Raw genomic sequence first — 22,781 nt, 5'->3', positions numbered from 1 at the left:
GACCGTAGCAGGTCGCTCTTTTATTTAAGGAACCACTTGCCCAATGTCTTTTGCGTAGTAGCTAATCTCTGTGCACTGAACCGTATCTGTCGAAGACGGGGCTGGCTCTGCACCCAGGTCCAGCCGCACTAGTCGGGTGAACTCGGCCGTTGAACGACCAGTTCGGCATCCGAGAGCCGCGGCATAGCCGACGACCCAGCTGTCTTCACCAATCTTGATACTCGGCTCTGGGCCGATGGCGTCAAGCAGCGCGGCGTTCATCGAGTAAAACGCTTCTTTCTGCGCTTTTAGAGCGTCTTCAGCGGCGATGACGGCACGGTTCGATCCAAGAATTTGAACGGACGCTATTGCGGACGCGACACCTTTGGTTCCGTCTTCGATGCGTAGCTGGTCTCTCACGGCCTCATCGGGCAAGTACTCATCGTCGCCATAAACGTCAAAGAGGATGTCGTTTACCAGAGTTGATTGCGCCTCTAAAGCCTTGCCAAAGTCGGAGTACGCTCGAATCCGCTCGGCGCGCAGGAAGTTGTCGACCTCGTTCTGTCGAACGTTGTCGTTCTCTATACCGGTCTGCACGAGATTCACGCCGAGGCCAACAACGGCTCCGACGACGACGCTTACCACAATTGGAGGGAGCCATCTCCGGACCGGTTCTGACGTCTCAGGCATGAGCGCATCGTACACGACACCTAGGCAGTCGCACGGCAATTTGTTATTCTAGGTTTAACTAGGACGAGTCGCGGGTACCATATGGCCGACTACAACGTGTCCTCTCTCATCGACAAAGTAATCGCTCGAGCAAAGGACTCGTCGTTCAGTCGTGACCTTGTCCGCGGGTATCTCCAGGACACGCAGGACGAGGTGCTGAACCGCCACCGCTTCCCGTTCACCGAGGCCCGGCTTGTCGAGACGCTCTACGCCGACTCAACCACCTTCGCGTACGACAGCGGCCACCAGGAGATCCTGCAGCTCGTCCTGAGCCGTGCTGACCAAGCTGCCAGCCTGAGTCACCCTGAGTTTATCGAGCCAACCGAGTTCTTCGAGCGAAACCCAGTCCCTGACACGAACCCAGTCGGCCGCCCCTCGACCTACACCGACTACGGCGGCGAGCTGTACTGGGACCGACCATTCGACACTGACTACACGATCTGGCTGCGCTACCGCGTGGCCGCTCCTCGTCTCAGTGACGACAGCGCGCCCCTCATCCCCGAGGAGTTCAGCAACCTCCTCGTCGAGGGCGGGCTGGCCGGCGTTGAGCGCTACCGGGAGAACTTCGACGTGGCTGCTCTGCACGACCGCAGGGTCGAGGACCTCGCGGAGGACATGCTTCAGCGGTACGGGCTCCGTCAGCTCCGTGTCGGCAAGTCATCGCTACGAGGACGACGTGGTTAAGTCGCGCTTCGGCTACCGCACTGCGATCCCTCCGCTCTCATCCTCGAAGGGGCAGACGAGGGCGATCAGCTTCAAGGACGGCGTGAACACGTACAAGGACAACGACGACATGAAGGTCACCGAGTTGGCCGCTGCGTACGATGTCCGCTTCGTCAAGATCGGTCGCTACCAGACGCGCCGTGGTCTGGATCACTACTCGGTGCCCGTAGGAGAGGCGCTGAACGCGTCCGTCTCGTCAATTGCTTCAGCATCCGTCCTGACGGTCAGCGGCTCGCAGGCGCTGTCTCAGAAGCTCACAAGCACCAAGACCGAGCGCATCACCCGCGCTGAAGTTCGCATCCGCTCGACGGCAACGAGCAGAGGCACCGTCCTCGTCGAGCTGTGTGCCGACGCAGGGGGAGTCCCAGGGGCTGTGCTCGCCCGTAGCTCGATCCGAGCTGCTGACGTGTCCAGCGCGTGGTCCTACCGAACTGTCCGCTTCGCGGCTGCTCCCGACATCAGTAACTTGACCGTCTTCTGGGTGACCATCCGCGGTCAGTCAGCGAACGTGGGGGAGTACGAGGTCAGCACCACCGGCTCAGCCGCAACGGCACTGTCGAGCGCGACCGCCGGTGAAGCCTGGTCCACCACTTCCGTCGCCGCCAACGTCGCGGTGTACTCATCGCCCGCTGGGGGAGTGAAGGGGCTCTTGCGTGCCTACCGATCGAACGGCCAGAAGGTCACCCTGTTCTCGGCCGGCGGCTCGGTCTACTCCGTCAACGACACAACGGGCGCTACCGCCGTCGTGAGGTCGGGTTTCAGCCAGCCAGCGACCCACGTCCGGACTCAGATGGTCCAGGACGCGACGTACTGGGTGAACGGGCTCGAGAAGCCTTGGAAGTACGACTTCAACGAGTGGACGCAGATCACCGCTGCGCCATACACGCCAGACCTCATCATCGAGCACAAGGGACTGCTCTTCTTCAACGACGTCGAGGACCGTACCAGGATTTTCTACTCCAACTTCGCAGAGTACGACCGGTACACCAGCACTGACTTCATCTACGTTCCCGCTCCGAAGAGCTACGACGGCCTGACCGCCTTCGCCAAGCTGAACGGCGTGCTCTACCTGTTCGCGAAGCGCAACAAGTTCCAGCTCAACGGGTCCGACAACGACACGTTCAACCTCGACGAGGCGCCGGACCAACGTGGGACCTTCTCGCAGGAGTCGGTGGTCTTCGACGCGAACTACATCTTCCATGCCGACGAGGAGGGCGTGCACATGTTCAACGGGACCGAGAGCCGCAACCTGGCGGAGTCGTTCCTGGAGGACTACCTGGCGATCCCAAACAAGAGCACCATCCAGTTGGAGCTGTACCGCAACCGCCTCTACGTCTTCCACGGACCGCAGGGAGCCGCCGCCAACACCAGATGCTTCGTCTACAACCTCCTGCTCAACTGCTTCGAAGCGCTCGACCTAGGTACCCCGATCGGCCGGACGTTCAGCCGCTACGCGCAGGACGACGTCTTCCTCCAGGCGAGCAACCGCGTGGCAGCGATCTACTACGGCGAGCTGTCGACGAACGACCACCACAATCTGGGCGATCAGCTTCAGTACGAGCTCAGGACCGCCTACAACCACTTCGACACGCCCGCCTCCAGCAAGCGGGCACCGAAGCACTACCCGCAGTTCCCCTCGGTCACCGGCTCCTACGCCGTCGAGGTGGGCTACGACAAGGACTTCGCGGGCGCACCCTCGTACTCGTCCGTCGACGTCTCCGGCAGTGGGGCTCGGCTGAACACCGGGCTCAGACTCAACACCGGTGTCCGCCTGGCCGGCCAGCGCATGGTCGAGCCGAGGCTCACGATCCCTGGGACGTTCAAGCGCATCCAGCGCCGCTACCGCCACGTCGCCGCACGCGAACCCGTCGAGCTGGACAGTGAAGTGCTGACGATCGAAACGCAGAGGCTGAACTGATGGCCAACAACTTCAACCAGATCAACTCGTCATCGTCGCAAGCCGCGATCGTTGCGCAGGTCAACCGCAACTTCGCGAAGCTCGACGCTGAGACGAACCTCAAGACCTTTGGCGGACAGAACAGCCCTGACAAGCTACTGATCGGCAAGACCAGTGAAGAGACGCTTGGGCTCACCTACCGTAAGAACGACGACGACAAGATGAACGTAGGCCGCCTCCCGAGCGGGGAGTTTGGCTTGGTGCTGAACGACGAGCAGGGCACGCCTTCGATCTACATGGCAATCACCGAGAGCGGCAAGCCTGTACTGAAGGTGGCGAAGGACGGGAAGAACGCCGAGACGGACACAGGGGACGATCTGATCTTCGACTCCTCGCAGAACGTCATGAAGATCGTGAAGACGGGCACTGTGACCATGAGCCCGCCAGCGAGCTGGCCAACCATGGGAGTCGTGACGCAGGTCATCCCGCACGGGCAGCCGACGATCCCTGCGTTCATGGTCTACGTACAGAACCCAAGCGGGCTGTACTACACGTACCCCGGCCTCTCGAACTTACCGTCGTATGTCCACCTCGGTCCGACTGGCGAGATGATCTTCTCGTCGGCGCGCGCGGACTCGACGAACCTCTACATCGATCTCTCGAACGTCTCAAGCTTGAACGACGGCCTCGATGACCTAGTTTGGAGTTACAAGTATCTGATCTTTCAAGAGTCAGGAATCTGACCTATTTAAACTCCACTTGCTGCGTGTTATTCTAAAGGCAACTAGGACGAGCCGCGCGAGAACTTATTCATGGCCAGAAGCCTCGACCAGATCCTCTCGGAATTGAACCCAAGCTACTCGGGTAGTGAAAGCATCATAAATACTCGTCTCAACGCCATCCCAGGTGAGACTGAAGCGGGTGTCGCGCAGGCCGACGCGAAGCTGGCCCAGGCCAACACCAACATCCTGGACGCCTCACGCCGCCGTGGGCTCGGCTTCTCGGGCATCCCAGTGGGGGAGCAGGCCCAGTACGCCGCGACGGACTATGCGCCGGCTATCGCCAACCTCAAGTCCTCCGGAGCGCAGAAGGAGCTGACCCTCCAGGAGTCGCTACAGCAGCTCGCTCGTGACAAGCGCAGTCAAGCGCAGTCGATCTACGAGGGCGAGACAGCGCGTGACCTACAGGAGCGCCAATTCGCGGAGCAGACCCGCCAGTTCAACGAGAACCTGGCTGCGCAGGAGCGGCAGGCAGCCGCGGCTCGCGCAGCGGCCACCTCTCCGGTCGCAGACATCTCCCGCTACCTCGGCGGTCAAGCCCAGGCAGGTCAAGGCGGGTCACAGCCATCCGTCTCCCGCAACAAGGCGGGCGGTTTCGCGTTCACGGGCTCGAACGGCGCGCCGATCACCGCGGCGCAGTACGCGGCTCAGACGAAGCAGAGCATCGGCAACATCTTGTACGAGATGGGCTCACAGGGTGACAAGTCTGCTCAGTACGCCTACAACCAACTGAAAGCACGTCCGAACGATCCGACCACCCTCAACGTCCTTCGTACGCAGTTCCCTCAACTGCTAGGAGCGGTGTGATGGACAACGGCTTCAGCAGACCAGCGTTCGACTTCAAGGCAACACCAGCTCCGGCAGCCAAGAAGAAGAAGGGCTTCCTCCTTGACCAGATCAGTACCGGAGGCGGGATCGGCGGCGCGCTCGCAGGCGCAGCGGGCGGCGCAGCCCTCGGCTCGGTCGTCCCAGTCGTCGGTACAGCCGTCGGTGGACTCGTCGGGGCACTCCTCGGTGGTGGCATCGGATCAGCCGGTGGTGAACTCGCGGAGAACGCGATTACCGGTGACGACCTCGGCAAGAACGTCCTGAAGGAAGGGCTCATTGGCGGTGCGACATCGCTCCCGATCGGTGCAGGCCTCAAGCTGGCTCGTGCTGGCGTCAAGGTAGGCACTGGTCTCGGCTCCAAGTCGGCGGGTCAGCTCGTCCAAGAGGCGGGGATCCAGACCATCGGCAAAGGTGCCGTTCGCAAGGGCGTGGCGAGCGGTCGCTTCGATGACCAGGCTGGTCTGACCGCCGAGCGTCTCTTTGGTGGGAACCTCACCGGCACAGCAGCCGGCGGCACTGTTGCAGCAGGGGCCTCAGCCGCTCCATCGGTCACCTCAGTGGGTGGTCGGCTAAAGAACGCTGGCAACAAGGCCCTGCTCTCGCAGTACGGAACCATCAGCAAGCCCTTCGCTCGCTCCACTGACCCAGCGGGCACCATCGCCACACTCGCTGACGCGGGCATCACGAAGCCGGTCGACGCCGAACGGCTCGCGGCAGCGGTCACGGGCTCAGAGGGCCTCATCACCAAGGCCGTGTCCGACTCCGTTGGACGCGCAGGCGGAGTCAACATCGACCGCGTCCAGCAGGTATTCACCGACGCCGTAGAGAACTACGGTCTCGTCGAGAAGGACCGCAAGTCGGTCCAAGCGGTGTTCACCGCGCAGATGAACAAGCTACGAGGCGGCGCCAAGGGCTCAGTGGCAACTGAGTTCAACCCCACGGAGGTGCTGTCAACCATGCGCGCGCTCGAGAAGCGAGCAGCCGACCTCACTGGCAAGGGTGACAACTACCGTCTGTCGACCCCAGAGCGGGCCGACCAAGCAGCTGTCCTCAAACTGGTCCGAGACGAACTGGAGGATGCGCTCTACACGGGTGCAGGTGCAAACAAGCAATTATCGAACACCCTGACACCAGCACTGAGGGCTCAGCTACTCGACCTCCAACCCAACAACCCGCAGTGGGCAAAGTACGTGGACCAGAACGTCATGAGTGCCAAGACCGTGGGCGACCTACGTGGCTCGATGGCTCCGTTCGTTCGAGTGAGCAAGATCATCGACGAGGGCGAGAGCAACTCGCTGACTGCCGGCGGACGTGTCGGGAACGCGTTCAACGCTGGCGGCGTCAAGAGCATGATCGGCGAGGCTGTGACGAACGTGGTCAAGAATCCGGTAGCCAACGTTGCCGGGAACACCCTCCGCTCAGCGAGCCAGATCTCAGGCGGTGCGCTTCGAGTTGCGCCGACCCCAGGTCAGGGCGCTCTACCACTCGCTGGGCGCCAGATCGCGGGCCGGCTACTCACCGGGTCCGAAGACGCAGCAGCAGACCCGTCGCTTGAGACAGCCCTGGCCTTTAGCCAGCTCGGCGGAGGGTTGGCAGCTGGCACGACGCCGGACGTTGCTCCGACTAACCCCACCGGCTACTCGTCGCAGGAGCTCGGCCAAGCACTGATGCAGGCTCTGGCTGCTGGCGACTCTGCCAGCGCGGACGTCCTGAAGGACATGTACGCGCTCTCGACCGAGTTCGAATCGCAAGGAGCAGGCGCGGAACTGAACAGCGTCCAGCAGAAGAACCTCATCGCTGCGGGCAACGCTGAGACCGCGCTCCAGCAGCTTGAGACCCGTCTGGCAGACGCAGGAGGCGGCTCCGGCGTGTTCGGTGGACGCGTAGCGAACACGCTCGGGGACTTTGGTCTGAACGGCTCTGCGAAGCTCTACAACGACGAGCTTCAGAGCTACGTGCCGGTCATCCTGCAAGCGCTGGGCAAGACGGACGCCCCGTCCGAGACTGAACTCAAGGGCATCATCAAAACACTTCCTCAGATTACTGATAGCCCCGAGCAGGCGCAGGCAAAGCTCGCAGGACTCCGTGCACGCATTGCAGCGGCTCAGCAGAACACGATGCTTTATGGTGGCGGTGAAGCTACTTCAGCGCTTTAGCCTTTACCGCATGAGCACAACTTGATATTCTAGTAGTAACTAGGACGGGTCGCACTGAGATAGACAAAATGGGTGTAGTAACCGTCCCACAAGCTAATCCAAATGACGAGCTCACTGACACCCTGATCAACCAGGGACCAAACGCGATCGCTGCTGCCGTCAACGGCAACCTCGACGACGCGAACATCTCTGCCCTCAGCGGCTCGAAGATCAGCGCAGGCACCCTCACTGCGGCGGCAGCAGACACGAACTCGAACCCGGAGACCCGGCAGAGCGAGACCGTCGGCAACATCGTCGCGTCCGGCCTGATCTGGTCGCCGACGTCCGGCCTGAACGGGACCATGACGAGTGGTGTGGCGTACGTGGCGGGGAAGCGCCTGCCGGTGCCTGCCGTCGCGTCGTACGGCTTCACCGCCTCTCGCGACACCTACGTCTACGTGGACAGCACTGGAAACGTGCAGTACAACCCCCAGGCGCTCGGTACGGCACGACCAGCGACGCCGGCCAACAACGTCCTGGTCTCGAAGGTCACCACCAGCGCAGGTGCCGTCACTGCTGTGAGCGACCAGCGGAACACGACTCTCACCGATGCTTGGCGCTCCTGGACCCCAACGTGGACCGACCTCACGATCGGCAACGCGACCGTCGACTTCAGATTCGTCGTCATCGGGAAGACGGTGCACATCAGGGGCAAGCTCATTTTCGGTACCACCAGCTCGTTCACTCCGTCGAGCGGACTCTCGTTCACGGCCCCACTCGACTACAGCTCGACCTACAACGTTCGCCAGCAGATCGGGAACCTCAGCATCGAGGACGCGGGCACGGCTTCCTACTACGGCGTGGTGCGCATCAACGACACCGCCAGCACCAGCAAGCTCCAGCTCGGCGTCTTCGGCGCGGGTGCTGCGTACGCGAATTTCGCCAGCATCACCTCCGCCGTGCCCATGACTTGGGCGGCCGGGGACCAACTGATGATCGCCGCCACTTACGAGGTGGCCTAATGGCAGATTTCGTCATACCAAAAGACCCGACCAATAACGACATCATGCTGATCCTGGTTCAAATGAACAGCACGCTACAGGCCGTCGAAAAGCAAGCAATCAAGACTAATGGCAGGGTTAATACTATTGAGGAGTGGAAGACCGGGCTTATTGCCGTTGCCCAGCACCAGCGCGACAACCCCGGCCAGCCCCAACAGATCAACGCACCGAACGCGACAACCGTGCAGGTGATGACTCCAACAAGATGGTTCCAGTCTAAAGAACTTGTCAGTGCGGTTGCCCTCGTCGCGGCTGCAGTAGCAACTGCTCTCACCGTGTGGGCGGGAGTCTCCCAATGATTACGTTCGCAGTCGTCGCACTCCTACGGCTCATCCCGTACCTCTTCGCCGCCGTGAACGCCTGGACGAAGGGCTACCGGTGGCTCACCGCAGCCACCACCCTCATCTCGATCCTTGTGGTCTGGAACTTTGTCGCGCCGCTCTCACCCGAGTGGTCCGGCCTGACCTCGAGCATCTTTGCCCTGCTTCTGATGTTCCACGCGCTAGACCTCAAGCCGAAGGAGCCACGCTCATGACGCTTGAACAGTTCCTGGCCGCGTACCCGATCGGCGGGTCCTACGGCAACCCCGGCACCGGCACCTACAAGGGCCAGTGCGTCTCGTACGTCCGCCTCTACATGGAGCTGGTACTTGGGATCAAGACCGCGGTCTGGGGCAACGCTGTCGACTACTGGTCCAACCCGGCGGTGCTCGCGCACTTTGACCGGGTCCCGGTCGGCCAGGAGCGCGACGGTGACATCCCCGTTTGGGGAGACGATCCGGGTTCGTGGACCGGGCCGGAGGGCCACATCGGCATCCGCTACAACGGGCGGCTACTCAATCAAAACTACGGCGGCAGCTTGAGGGTCAGCATCAACACGATGTTCGCACCCGGGCTACTCGGCTTCCTAAGAGCGAAAGGAGAAGAAATGATCAAACCCAGTGAAGCACAGGTGAGGGACGTGTTCTCGCGCTACGCAGACGCAGTTCCAAACAAAGACCAGGTGCCGTATTACGTCGGCAACGACGTGCGGCAACTGCAGGGCGACATCCTTGGCACCACCGTCCCTAGTGCTGACGAGGTGAAGGATGCGTTCGCTCGACTCGCGCCGTGGGCGGACGACAAGGCAGCTCTTGGCTACTACACGGGCAAGCCAAAGTGGCTGCTCTACAAGAACCTGGCCGGTGCACTTCGCGACAAGCTCGACGAGGCGCAGAGCGCTCAGAGCGGCGCGGGTGCAGACAAGAAACTGGCGGCCATCAAGGCTGCGTTAGACATCAAGTAAAAGGAGATCATATGACAGCAAGTAAAGCATTAGCAGGAGCAATCGTCGCGGTACTCGTGGCGCTACTCGCAAAGTACGGCATCGTCCTCGGGGACGAGCTGAACGCGGCAATCACGATCCTGGTAGCGGCGGGAATCGGGTTCATCGGCGTCTACATCGCACCGAAGAACAAGGAACTGTAATGAACAGGCTCGGAGAGATCACCAGGGGAGACGACCAAACCATCCGCGTGCCGGTCACGTCGCTGTTCGGTGATCTCACGAGCGCTCGTGCGTACTTCTACGTTGTGCCGAAGACGGCAGCGCCATCCGACACCGTCGTTGACCCTGCCGCCCTCATCACAGCAGAGCTGACCAGCCTCGCGGCTGACACCCGCACCCTCGACTTCGTGCTCAGCTCGCAGCCGTCCGTGCCGAACTCATCTCTCATCCCGCTCGGGCAGTACAACTGGTACGTCCGCGTCGTCAGCTCGACCGGCAAGGTCACCAGCGTCCGTCTCAAGGGCAACGTCGTCCAGGTCACCCCTCCCAAGGGCGATCCGCAGGTACGCACGACCACCCTTTCCAGCTCAGCCGTTGCCACGGGGCCGGCTGGTCCAGGCGTCGCCAAGGGCGGAAGCGCCGGGCAGTTCCTGCGGAAGCGGTCCTCCGCCAACTACGACACCGAGTTCGTCAGCCTGACCAAGGGTGACGTGGAGCTCGGCAACGTGGACAACACGAGCGATCTCGACAAGCCGATCCCGACAGCGACGAGCAGCGCGCTGGCGACGAAAGTCGACAAGGTAAGTGGGCTCGGCCTCTCATCGAACGACTACACCGGGGCCGAGAAGACGAAGCTCGCAGGGATCGCCGCTGGAGCGACAGTCAACGCTGCGGACGCGAGCCTCCGCGATCGCACGACGCACACGGGCACCCAGGCGGTGTCGACGGTGGTCGGGCTACAAGCGGCGCTGGATGCGAAGGCTCCTCTGGCCTCACCAGCGTTCACGGGTACGCCGACCGGCATCACGAAGGCACACGTCGGTCTAGGGAGCGTGGACAACACGAGTGACGCGAGTAAGCCGATAAGCACGGCAACTCAGACTCTCCTCGACGCGAAGGTTCCCCTCGCTGGAGCGGCAACGATCACTGGGACCAAGACCTTCTCCACGAAGCCGATCTTCCCAGCCAGCATCGCGGTCACACAATCTCCAGGCACTGACCGTCTTGCGCGGTCAGATGCGTCGGGAAATCTGTCTTGGATATACCCGCGTTACCAGAGGGTCTTCTACTTCGAAGAGTATGGCGCAACAGGTGACGGCCTAGTGGATGACACGAACTTCTTGAACGCCACTTATTCTGCCGCGAATGCGGCGGGTGGCGGTGAGGTGCGTGGGATCGATGGGAAGACCTATCTCGTGTCCGGTGAAGTGCGACTCCAGACAAATACCGTGACTCGCGGAATGTTCACGTTCAAGATGAAGGAATCGTCACCCCTGGCCGTTCTTCGTGTCAGCGACAAGTCGAACGTTCGCATGGAGAACTTCACGGTAGACGCGTCTCTTCAGTCCGGAAACTGGAAGGCGATTGAGGTACTGAACTCAACCACGGTCGTGATGGATGGCCTGAAGCTGCCGCTATGCGGAGGCTTCGGCATCTTCGTCACAGCTACGGGGAGTGGCGTAACGGACAAAGTTTGGATCGAAAGTTGCGAGCTGAAGGGCAAGGGGGTCAACGACGTCATCGGTGGTGGTCCAGCTAACTCGTCAACGGCAGAGGTCCGTCGAGTGTGGGTCAGGAACTGCATCGTCGAACAAGACACGACAGATCCTGCCTCGAACAACTACACCAACGCCATTGACCTCGTGGCGGCAAACATCTACGATTTCTCCGGCAATAAGACGAAGGGTAACATCACCTTCGGGAACGAACAGTACCCGATTCAGTATGCGTCGATCAGCAATGACAACGTCGTCGAGCCGGCGATCGGCAAGATTTACGGTGTGCTATTCATGCTCATCAAACCGGCTGCCTCTATTGCAGGGCGCACCATCCGTCTGAACAACAACACACTCAAGAACTCCTGCATCTACGTGCAGAACCAATCGACAACATCTGTAGCTACCGATGTAGAAATCCACGATAACGTGATCGATGCATCAGGTGTCTCTCTGAGCGACGGCTTCGGAGGGATCAAGCTGCTGAAGGTACGGTTCGCCTCCGTCAAGGACAACCTGATTAGTGGTGAATATCTGAGCGGCAGTATCGTTACGAGGTCTGTCAACTACGGCATCATTTTGAACAACTGCACAGAGACTTCCGTCGCTGACAACGTGGTTCACGGTTTCGTCAATCAGGGGATCTACGAAGACGCTCTATCGACGAACAATCACTACATCTTGAACAAGCTGAGTGACAACGACGCAGGCGAGATGAGCCTCCTCGGGACGAACGCGACAGTTCTGAGCGTCAATGCGAACGGCTTCCAGAGCAATAAGGCCATGAGCGTGCCGGTCACCCAGCGCTCCGCCGCCACCACTCTCGATGCCACCCACTGCTCCGTCGAGCTGAACACGACCGCCGCCCAGACTCTGCCGGCCCTCGCTGGCTGCCAGGGGCGCATGTACGAGTTCGTCAACATCAACGCCGCCGCCGCGACAATCAAGGGCAGCGGCGCCGAGCTGATTGGCAACGTGACTACGGCCAACACCTACACGCTGCCGTCCGGCTCAGCCGTGACACTGAAGGCGTTCCCGTCTGCATGGAGGGTCGTCTGATGACGTACAACCCGAACGCTGACAGCCTGATCTTCTCGCAGACGGCCAACCGGACGATCACCAACACCGCAGCAGAGACCAGCCTGCTCGGGACCGGCGTCGGCTCGAACCTGATTAAGGCCAACGCGCTCACCGTGGGCAAGCGCATCCGCATCCACGGCGAGGGGATCTACTCAACACCGCTCGTCGGGTCATCGCTGACTATCCGCGTCAAGCTCGGGGGAGTGGTCGTCGCCTCGGTGGTGACGTCCGCGCTGCTCGCGAGCGCGACGAACAAGGCCTGCACCTTCGACTGCCTCATCGTGGTCCGCGAGGTCGGCACGGCCGGCAAGGTGATCGTCGGCGGTGAGGCCTCGTACTCCATCGGTGCGAGCAAGTTCTTCCAGGACATCGACAACGCCGGAGCGATGACGACGCTCGACACCACGGCTGACATGTCGCCGGACGTGACGGTGCAGTGGGACCTAGCGAGCACGACGCGCTCCATCACGAGCACCATCGCGACGGTCATGGTGGTTTAGCCCGACGCTGGTAGCGTGGCGTCATGTCGACACCTCCCCCTCCAATGTTCGTCGACCCGACGAACGTTCCTGGGGTCCTTGACTGGTGGGGCTTCGTATTAGGAGCTCTCGGTATTGGATTCACGATCATTCAGCTACTTCGAAGCCGTGGTGCATTGAAAGAAGCCACTAGAGTTCTTCGTGAAGCTAAAGCTGATGTCATGAAGACGCAGCTTGTGGGTGTGCTGTCGGTTTTCGAGGTTTGGATTGACCAAATCAATGATGCTATTCGACGTGACGATCCCGACCTGGCCAGCAAGGCACTTGGTGACTTTAGCGGAAAGGCTTACGAGGCGTACGGACTGCTCAAGGAGGCGGACCCTGCGCTCACCGAGTTGCTTGAGGAGATCAAGGCCTGCGCCGACGCGGCAAGCACAGCTCGTTCTGAGTTGTACCGCAACGTCGAATACTCAGTCGAGACGCGAATCGGCGAGCCTGTCCAACGATTGCATGTTCTCGTTCCACAGCTTGGTCTCGCAACTGTAAAACTGAAGTATGACTTAGAGAAGAAGGTATAATGGACAACGAAACGTGGGTAAAACTGTTACGCGGTTTGCGAAGCGCGACTTTGCATGCAGCCTTACGTTGGGCAGAGAAAGAGCGGCGCTATGAGGATAGCGGAAAGAAATTTAATCGACCACCGTCACTGCGTGGTCGCATCTACTCTGCAAGACAAAAGAGTGCAATGTACGAGATCGTATCAGCGGACCCCGCCGGCCGGGGTCCGTATGAGTTTGCTTTTTGGCGGATTGTAGACAACCGGTTGGAAACGGCAGGAGCCGTTTCCTCAAGTGCACGTCTAATTGACCATCAGAGCCTTGAACTCAACAATGAGCTGGAGCGACTTTTCACGGCTGTGGATTCAACTACAGAATCAGGTGATGCACTGGTCAGTCGTCTGCTTCGGGAGCTCCAGGAAGACGGCTGAAAGCGCTGACAAAAGATACTGGAGACTGTGGTCCGTCGAAAGATTGACAACCCGCGAAGGTTGTGAATCGACCATTGCACGCAATTAGACCTGCATAACCATCTGATTCAGCGGCGGTGTCAAGTTGCAGACGATTAATCGCTCCACCGCGCCCGGCTCCGACGCCTCGTCCCACGTCACGTGCAGATTGTTCGCCATCCAGAAGCTGAGGAGCGAGTCGCCCTCTTCCGTCAGCCCAAATTTCTGGCCTGGCCCTGGGATGATCTGGTCCCGTAACTCCAGCTCGTCCGCGAGCAGCGCGACGAGCGATCGTCGTAGGGCTGACCGTCGCGTTGACCGCAGGTGCATCTCCGAAGCGTGCAGCGCCAGCGTCGTTCTGGCCGAACCGATGTAGATCGGACGTTCGGTCTTGACCGGGAGCAGCTCGGCCGGCCAGAACGGGACCAGCGCTCCAGACAGGTCCCACCATGCGTACAGACCCGGTCCGTGCTGGTCTAGAAGATCCCCCGGAGGATGTGGCACGGCGGCCAGTAGAGCGTCCCTCGACTCGCGCCAATCCATGAACGCAGTCTAAGCAAACCGTCAGACGTTGGGAAGAAGTGCGCTACAAGGTCACTCAGGGCGCGGTGAAGCCAGTGCAAGCGCAGACGTGGGTCTTTGAGACCTTCGGCGATTCAAGCGCGCTAGGGCGGCTCCTAATGCGAATTTGTGTATAGTCATGGTCGACCATTCACTACCCGGAGGCTGATATGGCTCAGAAGCTCACACTCGTCGATGACCTCGACGGCAACCCGATCGAAGATGGCAAGGGCGGAACCGTGCGCTTTGCGCTCGAAGGAGTTTCGTACGAGATCGACCTGAACGACAGCAACATCGAGCAGCTTCACGCGGCGCTGGCGACGTTCATCGACGCCGGCCGCAAGACCGGTGGGCGCGCAGGCGCCTCTTCCGCGCCGTCCAACTCGTCTGCCAAGAAGAGCAACCCGAAGGAGCTCCAGGCGATCCGTGAGTGGGCGAAGTCCAACGGCCACAAGGTCTCCGACCGCGGTCGCATCCCGACCTCGATCGTTGAGGCTTACGAAGCCGCGCACTAGCTGAATGCATTCGAACGCCCCGCACAGCTGCTGTGCGGGGCGTTCGTCATCCCTGGATGGAGTTGGCCAGGTCGTGAAGCAAGTCGACCTGGTGCTGGATCTCCCGTTCGACTCCGTTCGTCATGGCGTCAAGGACGTCCCGAAGGCCGCTGCTGTAGTCGAGCGGTTCGTCGTCACCGGTGATACGAACGATGGTGGCCCGCACTTGGTCAGCCGCCCGTCGCATCTCTCGTGCCTCCGACGTCAGCCGGTCACCGAGCGACTCCAGCTCGTAGGTCTTCCGGGTGATGTCGGAGATCAGCTCGTCCGTTCTAGCCATGGTTCTACCCCTCCCAGGGTCTCGTTGGGTCGAAGCCGACGTGCTTCGGTCCGCCACTTGGGTCATCGGGTCGCTTCTTCGCCGTGCGGCGTTGCTCGCCCTCGCGGAGGATCTCTTCGCTCGGTCTCAGGTAGAGACGCCGGCTGCGCTCAAGGACTGCTGCCCGAGTCCCGGTCGGTGGGCTCGGAGCGTGTGCTCTGATGGAAATTGGTGAGGGTCGACCGTGCTCGGTGCTCAACTGCGCAAAGGCTTCGAATGGCTCATTACCCTGCAGATCCCGGTCCGTCACCAGGCTGCGATCCATCTCGTCCCGCCACATCCGAGCCTCCTCGTTGCCGCTTCGGAAGATGATGCGGTTGCGCACGGTGTTGGGAATGGCGGCCTTCACCTGCTTGTCTAGACCTTCGAGATACTGGGTCGCGGCATTCACACCAAGGTTCATCTGGCGCGCTCTTCTGAACATGTCATCGATGTTCACAGGGAGCTTGCTGATCAGCTGGAGCTCGTCGAGGAACAAGAAGTTCGCCTTCTCTGGCCGACTCCGGCTCACACTTGTCCAGAGAGAGTTGATGAGCAGCGTGGCCATCGGTAGAGCGGTGTCCGAGGACACCCCTGCAAGGTCGACGATGAGGATCCGGTTCTGCTTCACGACGTCGTCCATGCTGAAGGAACTTCGTGTTTGGCCGAAGAGGTCGCGAGCTTCAGGGCGCGTGGTGAGCTGCCAGAAGCGGTTCAGCAAGGGACCGGACTCAGCGAGGCGCTTGTCTTCCTTCTTGGCCAGCCACATGGACCAGAAACGCTTCAGCTCTGCATCCTTGGCGCCCTTCATCACCTGCTCGGCCCACTCCTTCTGGGTCGGCGTCTCCGGCGCAACCAGGTAGGGCAGGTCGTTGAGTGTGTAGCCACCCGCCTCGGTGAGCGTCTGCACCCCGTGGAACAGCAGCTTCCGGAGGAGCACGCCCTGAACTTCGCTGTAGAGCGCGGTCATCAGCGCCTCGATGTCGCGAGCGACGGTTATCGGGTTGCCCTGGTCGAGGGGGTTGAAGGCTGCGGCCCAACCCGGGTTCATCGCCGGCCTGATGACGATCGTGTCGTCAATACGGTGAGCGGGGACGAAGTCAAGGATGCGGTTGGCTAGCGTCTCAGCTGATCCGGTGTTGTTCATGTCGAAGCAGATCACGCCGTAGCCGTTGACCATGTCCTGGCGAGCGAGCTCTGCAAGCAGGCTGGTCTTACCGGTTCCGCTCTGCCCGCCGATGTAGGTATGGTGAACGGCGTACTTGTAGTCCATCGCGATCGGCCGCTTGTCTGTCGGGTGGTTGCTCGTGCCGATCACGCGCCCTTCGCGGGGGATGTTGGCACCAGCAGCGATCAGACGTATGCCGGCGTGAGGCAGTCCCGAGATGAATGGGCTGTCGATGGGCCATCCGACGAGCCCGACCGTCTCTACGACGTCGAACTGTGCACTGAAGCGCGCGGGTGTCATCGCGAAGTTGATCTGTTCAGTCAGCTTCGCGAGCGTTCCCTGCCGCTTCGTCAGGTAGTTCGAGTGCGTGCTGGAGGCCGACGTCGACTGGAAGACGTTCAGGGCTAGGCGCTTTGCCCGTTCCGGCGTTGGTGCGATCACCCCGATTCGACCGTGCGCGAGGAAGTTGGTAGTTCCGAGCTTCCTGCGCCGCTCTTCCAGCTCGTCGTTGTTGGCTCTCGGTGCCCCGAGGATGCTCCTGGTAATCGAGAACTCGTTGGAGTGATTCTTTGCGTCCTTCGCGGGTAGGGCCTCACGACGTTTGGCACCGATGACCCACTGCACGACCACCTCTTCGCCCGGTAGGAGAGCCTGCATGCTTGCGAGGATGGAGGTGGAAAGCGCTCGGGCGTCAACTTTCAGAGGACGCGAGGGGGAGTGCATCCCGATCTCGAGTGCAGCGTCGAACGAACGCGCAGGTCGTGTCTCTTCGCGGGCGAAGTTGAGGCCCGGGATCTTGGCGCGAGCTTGTGACTCGATGTGATCGGCGATGTGCTTGGGCAGCATCGTTCCGATCGTGAAACCGCTGTCGCTGGCTCGTGTCTCGAACACGATGGACGGGACGGGACCAAACATCTTGGTGGAGAGCGGACCGGCGAGTGTCTCGATCCAGGAAGCGATCGAGTCGGCGCGAACGTCGGCGGGGAACGTGATCGTGTAGCTGAGTCGTGAAGCGTCGGCGTCTCGTTGACTGTTGGACATTACTGACAACACCACCCATGCGGTTGCAGGTAGAAGAAGAAGGAGGGTCACAGTGATGAGCAGCGCCATGGCTGCCCATCACTGTGCGACGACTGTGAAGAATCGTCAAGAGTTACCTTTGAGAGAAGAACCGAATCGCTCGGTAGCCGAGTAGAGCGGCGACGATCACGATGATGACGGCGAGGGCTCCGCCGATGAGGGGCATGTAGGGCTTTAGCGCGGCCGCGGCGATCTGTAGCAGGATCACGGCCACGATGAAGAAGACCAGGGCGCTCCAGGCTCGACGCATCGGCTCACCCCTTTTTCATTTCATTGGCGAACAGCTTCATCATCGCCTCGGCTCGCGTTGCTTCGTCCGCCTCGCCCCGTCGGATCGCATCAGCGCGGCGTTGGATACCTCGAAGGCGTTGGAGCTGCTTCACGTCGTGCGCGAACTCCCGAGCGCCGGCAATCAGCGTGCTCGCGTTTCGCCATCTTGTGTTGACAAATGCGGATAATTTCTTTATCGAGTCTGTCAACTCGTCCGCAAAAGCCCAGCCAGCGCAGAATACAATCATCAAGAGGATCAGTTGAACGGCGACAAACATTGCAGTAGCCATGCTATTCAGAACAACAGGCCGTAGCCAATGGAGCGGTTCATGATCTTGCGCTGCTTATTCATCAAATATGCCTCGTACAGCGGCAGGACGGCGGCGGCGAGTGCCGGGTCTCCGCCGCAAGACTGCATTGCTACCTGGTAGACCTCCTTGACGTCGGATATATCCATTTCGACCAGACGTCGTTCGATGTCTTCGATGATCCGAGTCGTTTCACCTTCGCGCACGATACTGCGATGAAGACGGGAGGCTTCACGATCGTTTTTAGTCACGATGGCGTTTGAGAAGGCATTTTCGGGGGGATTTCCGGTTGGCATGGTAACCTCTCTTCGTCTGGATATAGATATTCAGATACAGTTAGGGGCGCAGAATATTCTTACCGTTGCGCGGGAGATGGGTCGAAGAGACGCTGGGCCGCGAGCCGCGCTCGTGCGCTCCTCAGCCGGAGAACGGCCGCGAGAGCGTCGCCCGCTTCTTGCGGGATCCGTCACGCGCTTCTTCCTCCGTCTGTCCAGGTGGGGTGGTCGGTGTCGATGAACTCGACAAGTCGGGAAATCAGGATGTCTTCGGCAACTGCGCGTCGGTCGTCGGCCAGCTCTCCGGCGATGAGCGCATCCCAGATGCGTGCGAGGGGCACCGCAGCGGACGAAGTTGGGTTGATCCCGCGATTGTCTTCGTACACAGCGCTCCGTTCGTGGCAAAATCAGGGGCAGCTGACTCAACGCGACGTCAGCTCCAAAACCTGTCAGATCTGAAAGGTTCTGCGTCCAACGCACTCTAGGGTGGTCCGTCAAACATGTCAACCGTGGAAAGTTTGAAGTCACGGCAACTGCGACGTTCGGCCGAGGCCGTCAAGGCGCTGACGCGGCTCAGCATTGGGCGTGGGTTTCAGCCGCCCGGTCGCCCGATGCAAGAGCTTCCTCCGCTTTACGACCTTCGAACCTGGGAAGAGTTCGTTGTCGCGCTTCAATGGGCAACTATCGAGGTTCGGAACGCTGGTGATATGGCAGCGATGAATAATGCTCTTTGGCCGCGCGAGATAGAGAAAGACGATGGGCTTGCAAAGTTGACGGAGCGTCGAGAGAACTTTTGCCGGCTCCATAACCTAAGTCTAAGCACCCTTCTTCGCTCTGAGCAGCGTGGCTTTGAAGCGTTGGACAACAGAATTCGGATTGTGCACAACAGCAGGACCTGGCGCAACCGTTTAGAGCGTGGGATCCTTAGCGCATTTGAAATGAATGTTGAGGCAGCCGCATATGACGTTGTGCAGTCTGCGCGGATACGGCAGGTCAACATCGAGCGTGCCGCTTTCTTTGAAGCGGTCAAAACGTCGATAGACAGGTACCAGTTGCCTTCATTTTCTGAGCAAGAAGACGAACGATTGGTCTCTTAGCTCTTCCATACGATACGTACGTATCCCGGATCAAAGACCCACCGCTTGTAGCGCACCTGCTTACGTCCAGCAGGCTTCGGTGTTGGATCGATCCACACTCGGTCGACCGTCAGGTCAAGTAGCTGGCGACGCCACTGGAGATCACCCGTGTCCCACGCATCGCGCAGGCTCGTGCCAACAGGAACATTCGCGAATGCGGAGGCCGCTGTCATCGTGTCGACGCGCTTGCTAAGGCTGTCGAGGCGGGCGGTGGCCGTCGTTTTGGCTGACCTGTACTCGTCGAACGAGAGGTCACCGCTGCCGTAGAGCGTGACGATTTCTTGTAGACGAACCTGCTGTTGCTGCCGCTCGTTGAGCAGGGTCCGTAGCTTCGGGGATTCGGTGGCGGACGCGGCGACCATGCGTCCGAGGTGATCCGAGTCGAGCCGGAAAAGCACCGCCTCCTTCACAAGATCCTCGACGGCACCACCGACGCGCGAGACCTTGCCGCAACCAATCAGGCCCTTCTCGTCGTCGAGTGCTCGGCACCTGTAGGTAGGCGAGTGGGAGCCGTCGCGCTGCTGCTTGCTGAAGCTGTTCATGCGGTTACCGCAATAGCCGCAGTAGACGAAGCCGAGGAGCAGGTACTTCCGGAACGGCCCGCGCTGCTTGTGGTGGCTCTGGCTGACGAGGATCGCCGTCTGGAGTCGCTGTCACGTGTCGTGATCGATGAGTGGCTGCCACTTCGCTGCGTACAGCGCGGTGCCGTTGTGGTCTCTCAGTCCAACGTTTCGCGGACGGATCGCCACGTTGCGCACCTTCAAGGCGTTCCAGCCTTTGCCGTGCTGTGTGAGTACCTTTCGCGCGTTCAGATCGAGCGCGATGGTCCGCCAGGAGTCCCCGCTGATGAAGCGGTCGATCATCTCGCGGACGATGACTGCCTCTGACTCGTCGAGGATCATCGATCCCTTGAGCCATCCGAACGGCCGCTGTCCACCGCTCCACTCACCGTTCTGCGCGGCCTGGAGCTTCGCCGCCTTCTGTCGCTCGATGCCGATCTCAACTTCGTAGCTGGCGACGGCGCCGTGGATCCGAGCGCCCATCCGACCGCTGGGGGAGTCGAGTCGAAGGGGGCCGGCCTGGACGGTGAAGGTTGGGATGTTGAACTGATCCGATGCCTCTATATAGGGCTCTAGCTCAGTGGGACGTCGGTGGACCCGGTCGGTGTGCCACGCGAAGACTGCCTGGACGGCTCCAGACTTCATCGCTGCTAGCAGGCCTTCGTACCCAGGACGTCTCTTGCCGCTGTACGCGCTGACGTCGTTGTCGCTGAACACGGTCACGACGTCATAGCCCTCGCGCTCTGCGAGCTTTCGGCAGTCCGATTCCTGACGCTCGACGCCGAGCCCAGCGCCAACGCGGTCCTTCGAGATGCGAACGTAGATCGCAGCGGGGCGATTTGGCTGGTCGATAGTTGGGCTGATCAGGTCTTTCATATGCGTATTACTGAACATGAGTATGCGCCTCCTGCGTGGAGTCGTCAAGATTCTTTGACGAGGCCCCCGAGTTCTCGTCCGTCGCCCTCGACGCACTGCGCCAGCCGCTCGAATCCGGAGTGATCCGCATCCACCGCGCGAACGCCGTCGCCGAGTTCCCCGCGCGGGTGCAGCTCGTCCTCGCGGCGAACCCGTGCCCGTGCGGCCGCTTCGGCATCCCCGGAGAGACCTGCACCTGTGCTCCCTCGGTCCGCCGCCGCTACCTCGCGCGGCTCAGCGGACCGCTGCTCGACCGCGTCGACATCCGCCTGACGGTCCGCCGGATCAGCGCGGCTCAGCTGGCCGCACGTCGAGACACGTCCGGAATGTCGACGGCGCAGGCTCGCGCCCATGTCGCCGCGGCGCGGTCCCTCGCAGCGGCTCGCCTCGCCTCCACGCCGTGGACGCTCAACTCGGAGGTCTCCGGCGCCTGGCTGCGCTCGGACGCGGTGCGCCCGACCAGTGCCGAGTCCCGCACGCTCGACCGGGCTCTGGAGCGAGGTCTGGTGACCATGCGCGGCTACGACAGGGTCCTGCGCCTGGCCTGGACGCTCGCGGACCTCGACGCAGCCGACCGGCCGTCAGCAGCCCACCTCGCGCGCGCGCTCGTCCTTCGAGGAGGTGCCGCGTGATCCGGCCCGACGCGCTCTTCGACGGAGCGGAGCTCGACGCTGTTCGCCGACTGCTGCCGAGCGGTCCAGCCGAGCCCCGGTCAGCTGCCGACGGCGAGGCGACCGATGAGTCTGACGGTGGTCGGGGGTCACTCGTCGACGCTGCTGCCCGGTGCGGCTGGAACTCTCTGACCGAGCCCGGCGACTCCGTCGCCGCCCTCCTCATCGAGAGGGTCGGCGCGGCCGAGGCCTTCGCCCACGTCGTGTCCTCGTCGTCCGCGGAGGAGATCCTCGCGCCCCCGCATCGCGCTCCCTCCGACGAAGAAGGCCCGGCACCCGCGCCCCTCGACTCCGAGGTCGCCGCCCTGCAGTCGGGGCTGGCGCGCTGGCGACCGCGCCTGGACCGCAGGCTCCTGTTCCGACGTCTCGAGATCGCCGAGCGACTCGGCGCCCGGCTGCTCCTGCCCGGGGCTCCCGTGTGGCCCGAGTCGCTCGACGACCTCGGGCCGCACGCGCCACTCCTGCTCTGGCTGCGCGGTGATCCCGCCGCCTTCGATCCGACGCACCGCCTCGCCCTCGTCGGCGCCCGCGCTGCGACCGGTTACGGCGAGCACGTGGCCGCCGAGCTCGCCGCGGGCGTCGCGGCGCGAGGCGTCTCCGTCGTCTCGGGCGGTGCCTTCGGGATCGACGCGGTCGCCCACCGTGCCGCCCTCGGCTCCGGAGGCCGGACGGTCGCCTTCCTCGCCGGGGGAGCGGACCGCCTCTACCCGACGGCCCACGCCGACCTCCTCCACCGCATCATCGCCACACCCGGCTGCGCCGTCGCCACCGAGGTCCCACCGGGCACCACGCCCACCCGCTGGCGATTCCTGCAGCGCAACCGCCTCATCGCCGCCTCCACCGTGGGCACCGTCGTCGTCGAGGCCGGCGCCCGCTCCGGATCCCTGAACACCGCCGGCCACGCGGCTGCCCTGGGCCGCCCCCTCGGTGCGGTCCCGGGCCCGGTCACCAGTGCCTCCTCCGCCGGCTGCCACCGGCTCCTCCGCGAGTACGCGGCGACCTGCGTCACCTCGCCGGCGGATGTGCTCGAACTGCTCGCCGTCGGCGACGCCGACGGATCGTGCCGAGCGCTGACCGCGGCTGAGGCGCGAGTCCTGGCCGTCGTCGAATCCGAAGGAGGCTGTGACGCCGCAACCGTCGCCCGGCTCTCCGGGGAATCGCTCGATTCGGCACTGTCGGCGCTGGGTGCGCTCCTCGCAGACGGACGCGTCCACCGTTCCGAGGACGGGGACTGGGAGCGGGCGCCCGGGTGAGCGGCCCCGCCGCCGCGGCGCTGTCGGCGGTCCGCCCTACGCTGAAGGGGCATCGG

Annotated in this window: 28 protein-coding genes; 18 read left to right on the top strand and 10 right to left on the bottom strand. The window is 61.8% G+C overall.

The window, feature by feature from the left end:
- Positions 1-24: 24 nt before the first annotated feature.
- Entirely contained in the window at positions 25-669 is a 645-nt protein-coding gene (locus C5C71_RS17175) for a hypothetical protein (protein WP_146084395.1), read from the bottom strand.
- 81 nt (positions 670-750) lie between these two features.
- Here C5C71_RS17175 and C5C71_RS01850 point away from each other — a divergent pair, with 81 nt between their 5' ends.
- From C5C71_RS01850 to C5C71_RS17155, 14 genes are all read left to right on the top strand, one after another.
- A complete protein-coding gene (locus C5C71_RS01850; protein ID WP_104337031.1) occupies positions 751-1,392 on the top strand; it encodes a hypothetical protein in 642 nt (213 codons plus the stop codon).
- On the top strand, positions 1,385-3,349 hold the full coding sequence (locus tag C5C71_RS17170; RefSeq protein ID WP_146084394.1) for a hypothetical protein: 1,965 nt from the start codon (positions 1,385-1,387) through the stop codon (positions 3,347-3,349). The genes C5C71_RS01850 and C5C71_RS17170 overlap by 8 nt, the downstream gene beginning before the upstream one ends.
- Positions 3,349-4,071, top strand: a complete 723-nt coding sequence (locus C5C71_RS01840; protein WP_104337029.1) for a hypothetical protein — start codon at positions 3,349-3,351, stop codon at positions 4,069-4,071. Before C5C71_RS17170 ends, C5C71_RS01840 begins: the two co-directional genes overlap by 1 nt.
- A 69-nt stretch (positions 4,072-4,140) precedes the next feature.
- Positions 4,141-4,914, top strand: coding sequence for a hypothetical protein (locus C5C71_RS01835; RefSeq protein ID WP_104337028.1), 774 nt, complete (start codon positions 4,141-4,143; stop codon positions 4,912-4,914).
- A complete protein-coding gene (locus C5C71_RS01830) occupies positions 4,914-7,091 on the top strand; it encodes a hypothetical protein (RefSeq protein WP_104337027.1) in 2,178 nt (725 codons plus the stop codon). The genes C5C71_RS01835 and C5C71_RS01830 overlap by 1 nt, the downstream gene beginning before the upstream one ends.
- Positions 7,092-7,159: 68 nt before the next feature.
- Positions 7,160-8,092, top strand: a complete 933-nt coding sequence (locus tag C5C71_RS01825) for a hypothetical protein (protein WP_104337026.1) — start codon at positions 7,160-7,162, stop codon at positions 8,090-8,092.
- A complete protein-coding gene (locus C5C71_RS17165; protein WP_146084393.1) occupies positions 8,092-8,430 on the top strand; it encodes a hypothetical protein in 339 nt (112 codons plus the stop codon). The genes C5C71_RS01825 and C5C71_RS17165 overlap by 1 nt, the downstream gene beginning before the upstream one ends.
- Positions 8,427-8,666: a hypothetical protein gene (locus C5C71_RS01820; protein ID WP_104337025.1), complete on the top strand. Its 240-nt coding sequence runs from the start codon at positions 8,427-8,429 to the stop codon at positions 8,664-8,666. The genes C5C71_RS17165 and C5C71_RS01820 overlap by 4 nt, the downstream gene beginning before the upstream one ends.
- A complete protein-coding gene (locus tag C5C71_RS01815) occupies positions 8,663-9,415 on the top strand; it encodes a CHAP domain-containing protein (protein WP_104337024.1) in 753 nt (250 codons plus the stop codon). The genes C5C71_RS01820 and C5C71_RS01815 overlap by 4 nt, the downstream gene beginning before the upstream one ends.
- A 56-nt stretch (positions 9,416-9,471) precedes the next feature.
- Positions 9,472-9,597, top strand: coding sequence for a hypothetical protein (locus C5C71_RS17825; RefSeq protein WP_258068577.1), 126 nt, complete (start codon positions 9,472-9,474; stop codon positions 9,595-9,597).
- Complete coding sequence (locus C5C71_RS01810) at positions 9,597-12,170, top strand: right-handed parallel beta-helix repeat-containing protein (protein ID WP_104337023.1); 2,574 nt, start codon at positions 9,597-9,599, stop codon at positions 12,168-12,170. The genes C5C71_RS17825 and C5C71_RS01810 overlap by 1 nt, the downstream gene beginning before the upstream one ends.
- The gene (locus tag C5C71_RS01805) at positions 12,170-12,691 is read left to right on the top strand and encodes a hypothetical protein (protein WP_104337022.1); all 522 of its coding nucleotides are present in this window, start codon (positions 12,170-12,172) and stop codon (positions 12,689-12,691) included. Before C5C71_RS01810 ends, C5C71_RS01805 begins: the two co-directional genes overlap by 1 nt.
- 23 nt (positions 12,692-12,714) lie before the next feature.
- Positions 12,715-13,248 (top strand): hypothetical protein, encoded by a 534-nt coding sequence (locus C5C71_RS17160; RefSeq protein WP_146084392.1) that lies wholly within the window; start codon positions 12,715-12,717, stop codon positions 13,246-13,248.
- Positions 13,248-13,658: a hypothetical protein gene (locus C5C71_RS17155; RefSeq protein WP_146084391.1), complete on the top strand. Its 411-nt coding sequence runs from the start codon at positions 13,248-13,250 to the stop codon at positions 13,656-13,658. The genes C5C71_RS17160 and C5C71_RS17155 overlap by 1 nt, the downstream gene beginning before the upstream one ends.
- An 84-nt stretch (positions 13,659-13,742) precedes the next feature.
- On the opposite strand, the gene C5C71_RS01800 is transcribed toward C5C71_RS17155, so the two are convergent.
- Positions 13,743-14,219, bottom strand: a complete 477-nt coding sequence (locus C5C71_RS01800) for a GIY-YIG nuclease family protein (RefSeq protein WP_146084390.1) — start codon at positions 14,217-14,219, stop codon at positions 13,743-13,745.
- A gap of 188 nt (positions 14,220-14,407) precedes the next feature.
- Between C5C71_RS01800 and C5C71_RS01795 the strand changes: the two genes are divergently transcribed.
- Entirely contained in the window at positions 14,408-14,752 is a 345-nt protein-coding gene (locus C5C71_RS01795) for an Lsr2 family protein (RefSeq protein ID WP_104337020.1), read from the top strand.
- 46 nt (positions 14,753-14,798) lie between these two features.
- Here the strand turns inward: C5C71_RS01795 and C5C71_RS01790 are convergent, their stop codons facing one another.
- The 6 genes from C5C71_RS01790 to C5C71_RS17140 form a co-directional block, all read right to left on the bottom strand.
- On the bottom strand, positions 14,799-15,071 hold the full coding sequence (locus C5C71_RS01790; RefSeq protein WP_104337019.1) for a hypothetical protein: 273 nt from the start codon (positions 15,069-15,071) through the stop codon (positions 14,799-14,801).
- Positions 15,072-15,075: 4 nt separating this feature from the next.
- Complete coding sequence (locus C5C71_RS01785; protein WP_104337018.1) at positions 15,076-17,367, bottom strand: type IV secretory system conjugative DNA transfer family protein; 2,292 nt, start codon at positions 17,365-17,367, stop codon at positions 15,076-15,078.
- 43 nt (positions 17,368-17,410) lie between these two features.
- A complete protein-coding gene (locus C5C71_RS17425; protein ID WP_181065624.1) occupies positions 17,411-17,587 on the bottom strand; it encodes a hypothetical protein in 177 nt (58 codons plus the stop codon).
- 4 nt (positions 17,588-17,591) lie between these two features.
- A complete protein-coding gene (locus C5C71_RS17150) occupies positions 17,592-17,897 on the bottom strand; it encodes a hypothetical protein (protein WP_181065623.1) in 306 nt (101 codons plus the stop codon).
- Between the two features lie 5 nt (positions 17,898-17,902).
- On the bottom strand, positions 17,903-18,211 hold the full coding sequence (locus C5C71_RS17145) for a hypothetical protein (protein WP_146084388.1): 309 nt from the start codon (positions 18,209-18,211) through the stop codon (positions 17,903-17,905).
- Between the two features lie 170 nt (positions 18,212-18,381).
- On the bottom strand, positions 18,382-18,576 hold the full coding sequence (locus C5C71_RS17140; protein ID WP_146084387.1) for a hypothetical protein: 195 nt from the start codon (positions 18,574-18,576) through the stop codon (positions 18,382-18,384).
- Positions 18,577-18,690: 114 nt separating this feature from the next.
- Here C5C71_RS17140 and C5C71_RS17135 point away from each other — a divergent pair, with 114 nt between their 5' ends.
- Entirely contained in the window at positions 18,691-19,287 is a 597-nt protein-coding gene (locus C5C71_RS17135) for a hypothetical protein (RefSeq protein WP_146084386.1), read from the top strand.
- Here C5C71_RS17135 and C5C71_RS01780 read toward each other — a convergent pair.
- Together C5C71_RS01780 and C5C71_RS01775 are read right to left on the bottom strand one after the other, a co-directional pair.
- On the bottom strand, positions 19,284-19,910 hold the full coding sequence (locus C5C71_RS01780; RefSeq protein ID WP_258068593.1) for a zinc ribbon domain-containing protein: 627 nt from the start codon (positions 19,908-19,910) through the stop codon (positions 19,284-19,286). The two genes, C5C71_RS17135 and C5C71_RS01780, sit on opposite strands and share 4 nt — an antisense overlap.
- 69 nt (positions 19,911-19,979) lie before the next feature.
- On the bottom strand, positions 19,980-20,762 hold the full coding sequence (locus C5C71_RS01775) for a recombinase family protein (RefSeq protein WP_181065622.1): 783 nt from the start codon (positions 20,760-20,762) through the stop codon (positions 19,980-19,982).
- Positions 20,763-20,797: 35 nt separating this feature from the next.
- Here C5C71_RS01775 and C5C71_RS01770 point away from each other — a divergent pair, with 35 nt between their 5' ends.
- Together C5C71_RS01770 and dprA are read left to right on the top strand one after the other, a co-directional pair.
- Positions 20,798-21,433: an ATP-binding protein gene (locus C5C71_RS01770; RefSeq protein ID WP_104337015.1), complete on the top strand. Its 636-nt coding sequence runs from the start codon at positions 20,798-20,800 to the stop codon at positions 21,431-21,433.
- Positions 21,430-22,725, top strand: a complete 1,296-nt coding sequence (gene dprA / locus C5C71_RS01765) for a DNA-processing protein DprA (RefSeq protein ID WP_258068573.1) — start codon at positions 21,430-21,432, stop codon at positions 22,723-22,725. Before C5C71_RS01770 ends, dprA begins: the two co-directional genes overlap by 4 nt.
- The last annotated feature ends 56 nt before the right edge of the window (positions 22,726-22,781 follow it).

Origin of the sequence: Rathayibacter sp. AY1C1, assembly GCF_002932105.1 — a bacterium.
In the GTDB taxonomy this organism is placed as follows: Bacteria; Actinomycetota; Actinomycetes; order Actinomycetales; family Microbacteriaceae; genus Rathayibacter.
The sequence above is the reverse complement of the archived record's forward strand: the minus strand, read 5'-3'. Positions and strand labels throughout refer to the sequence as shown.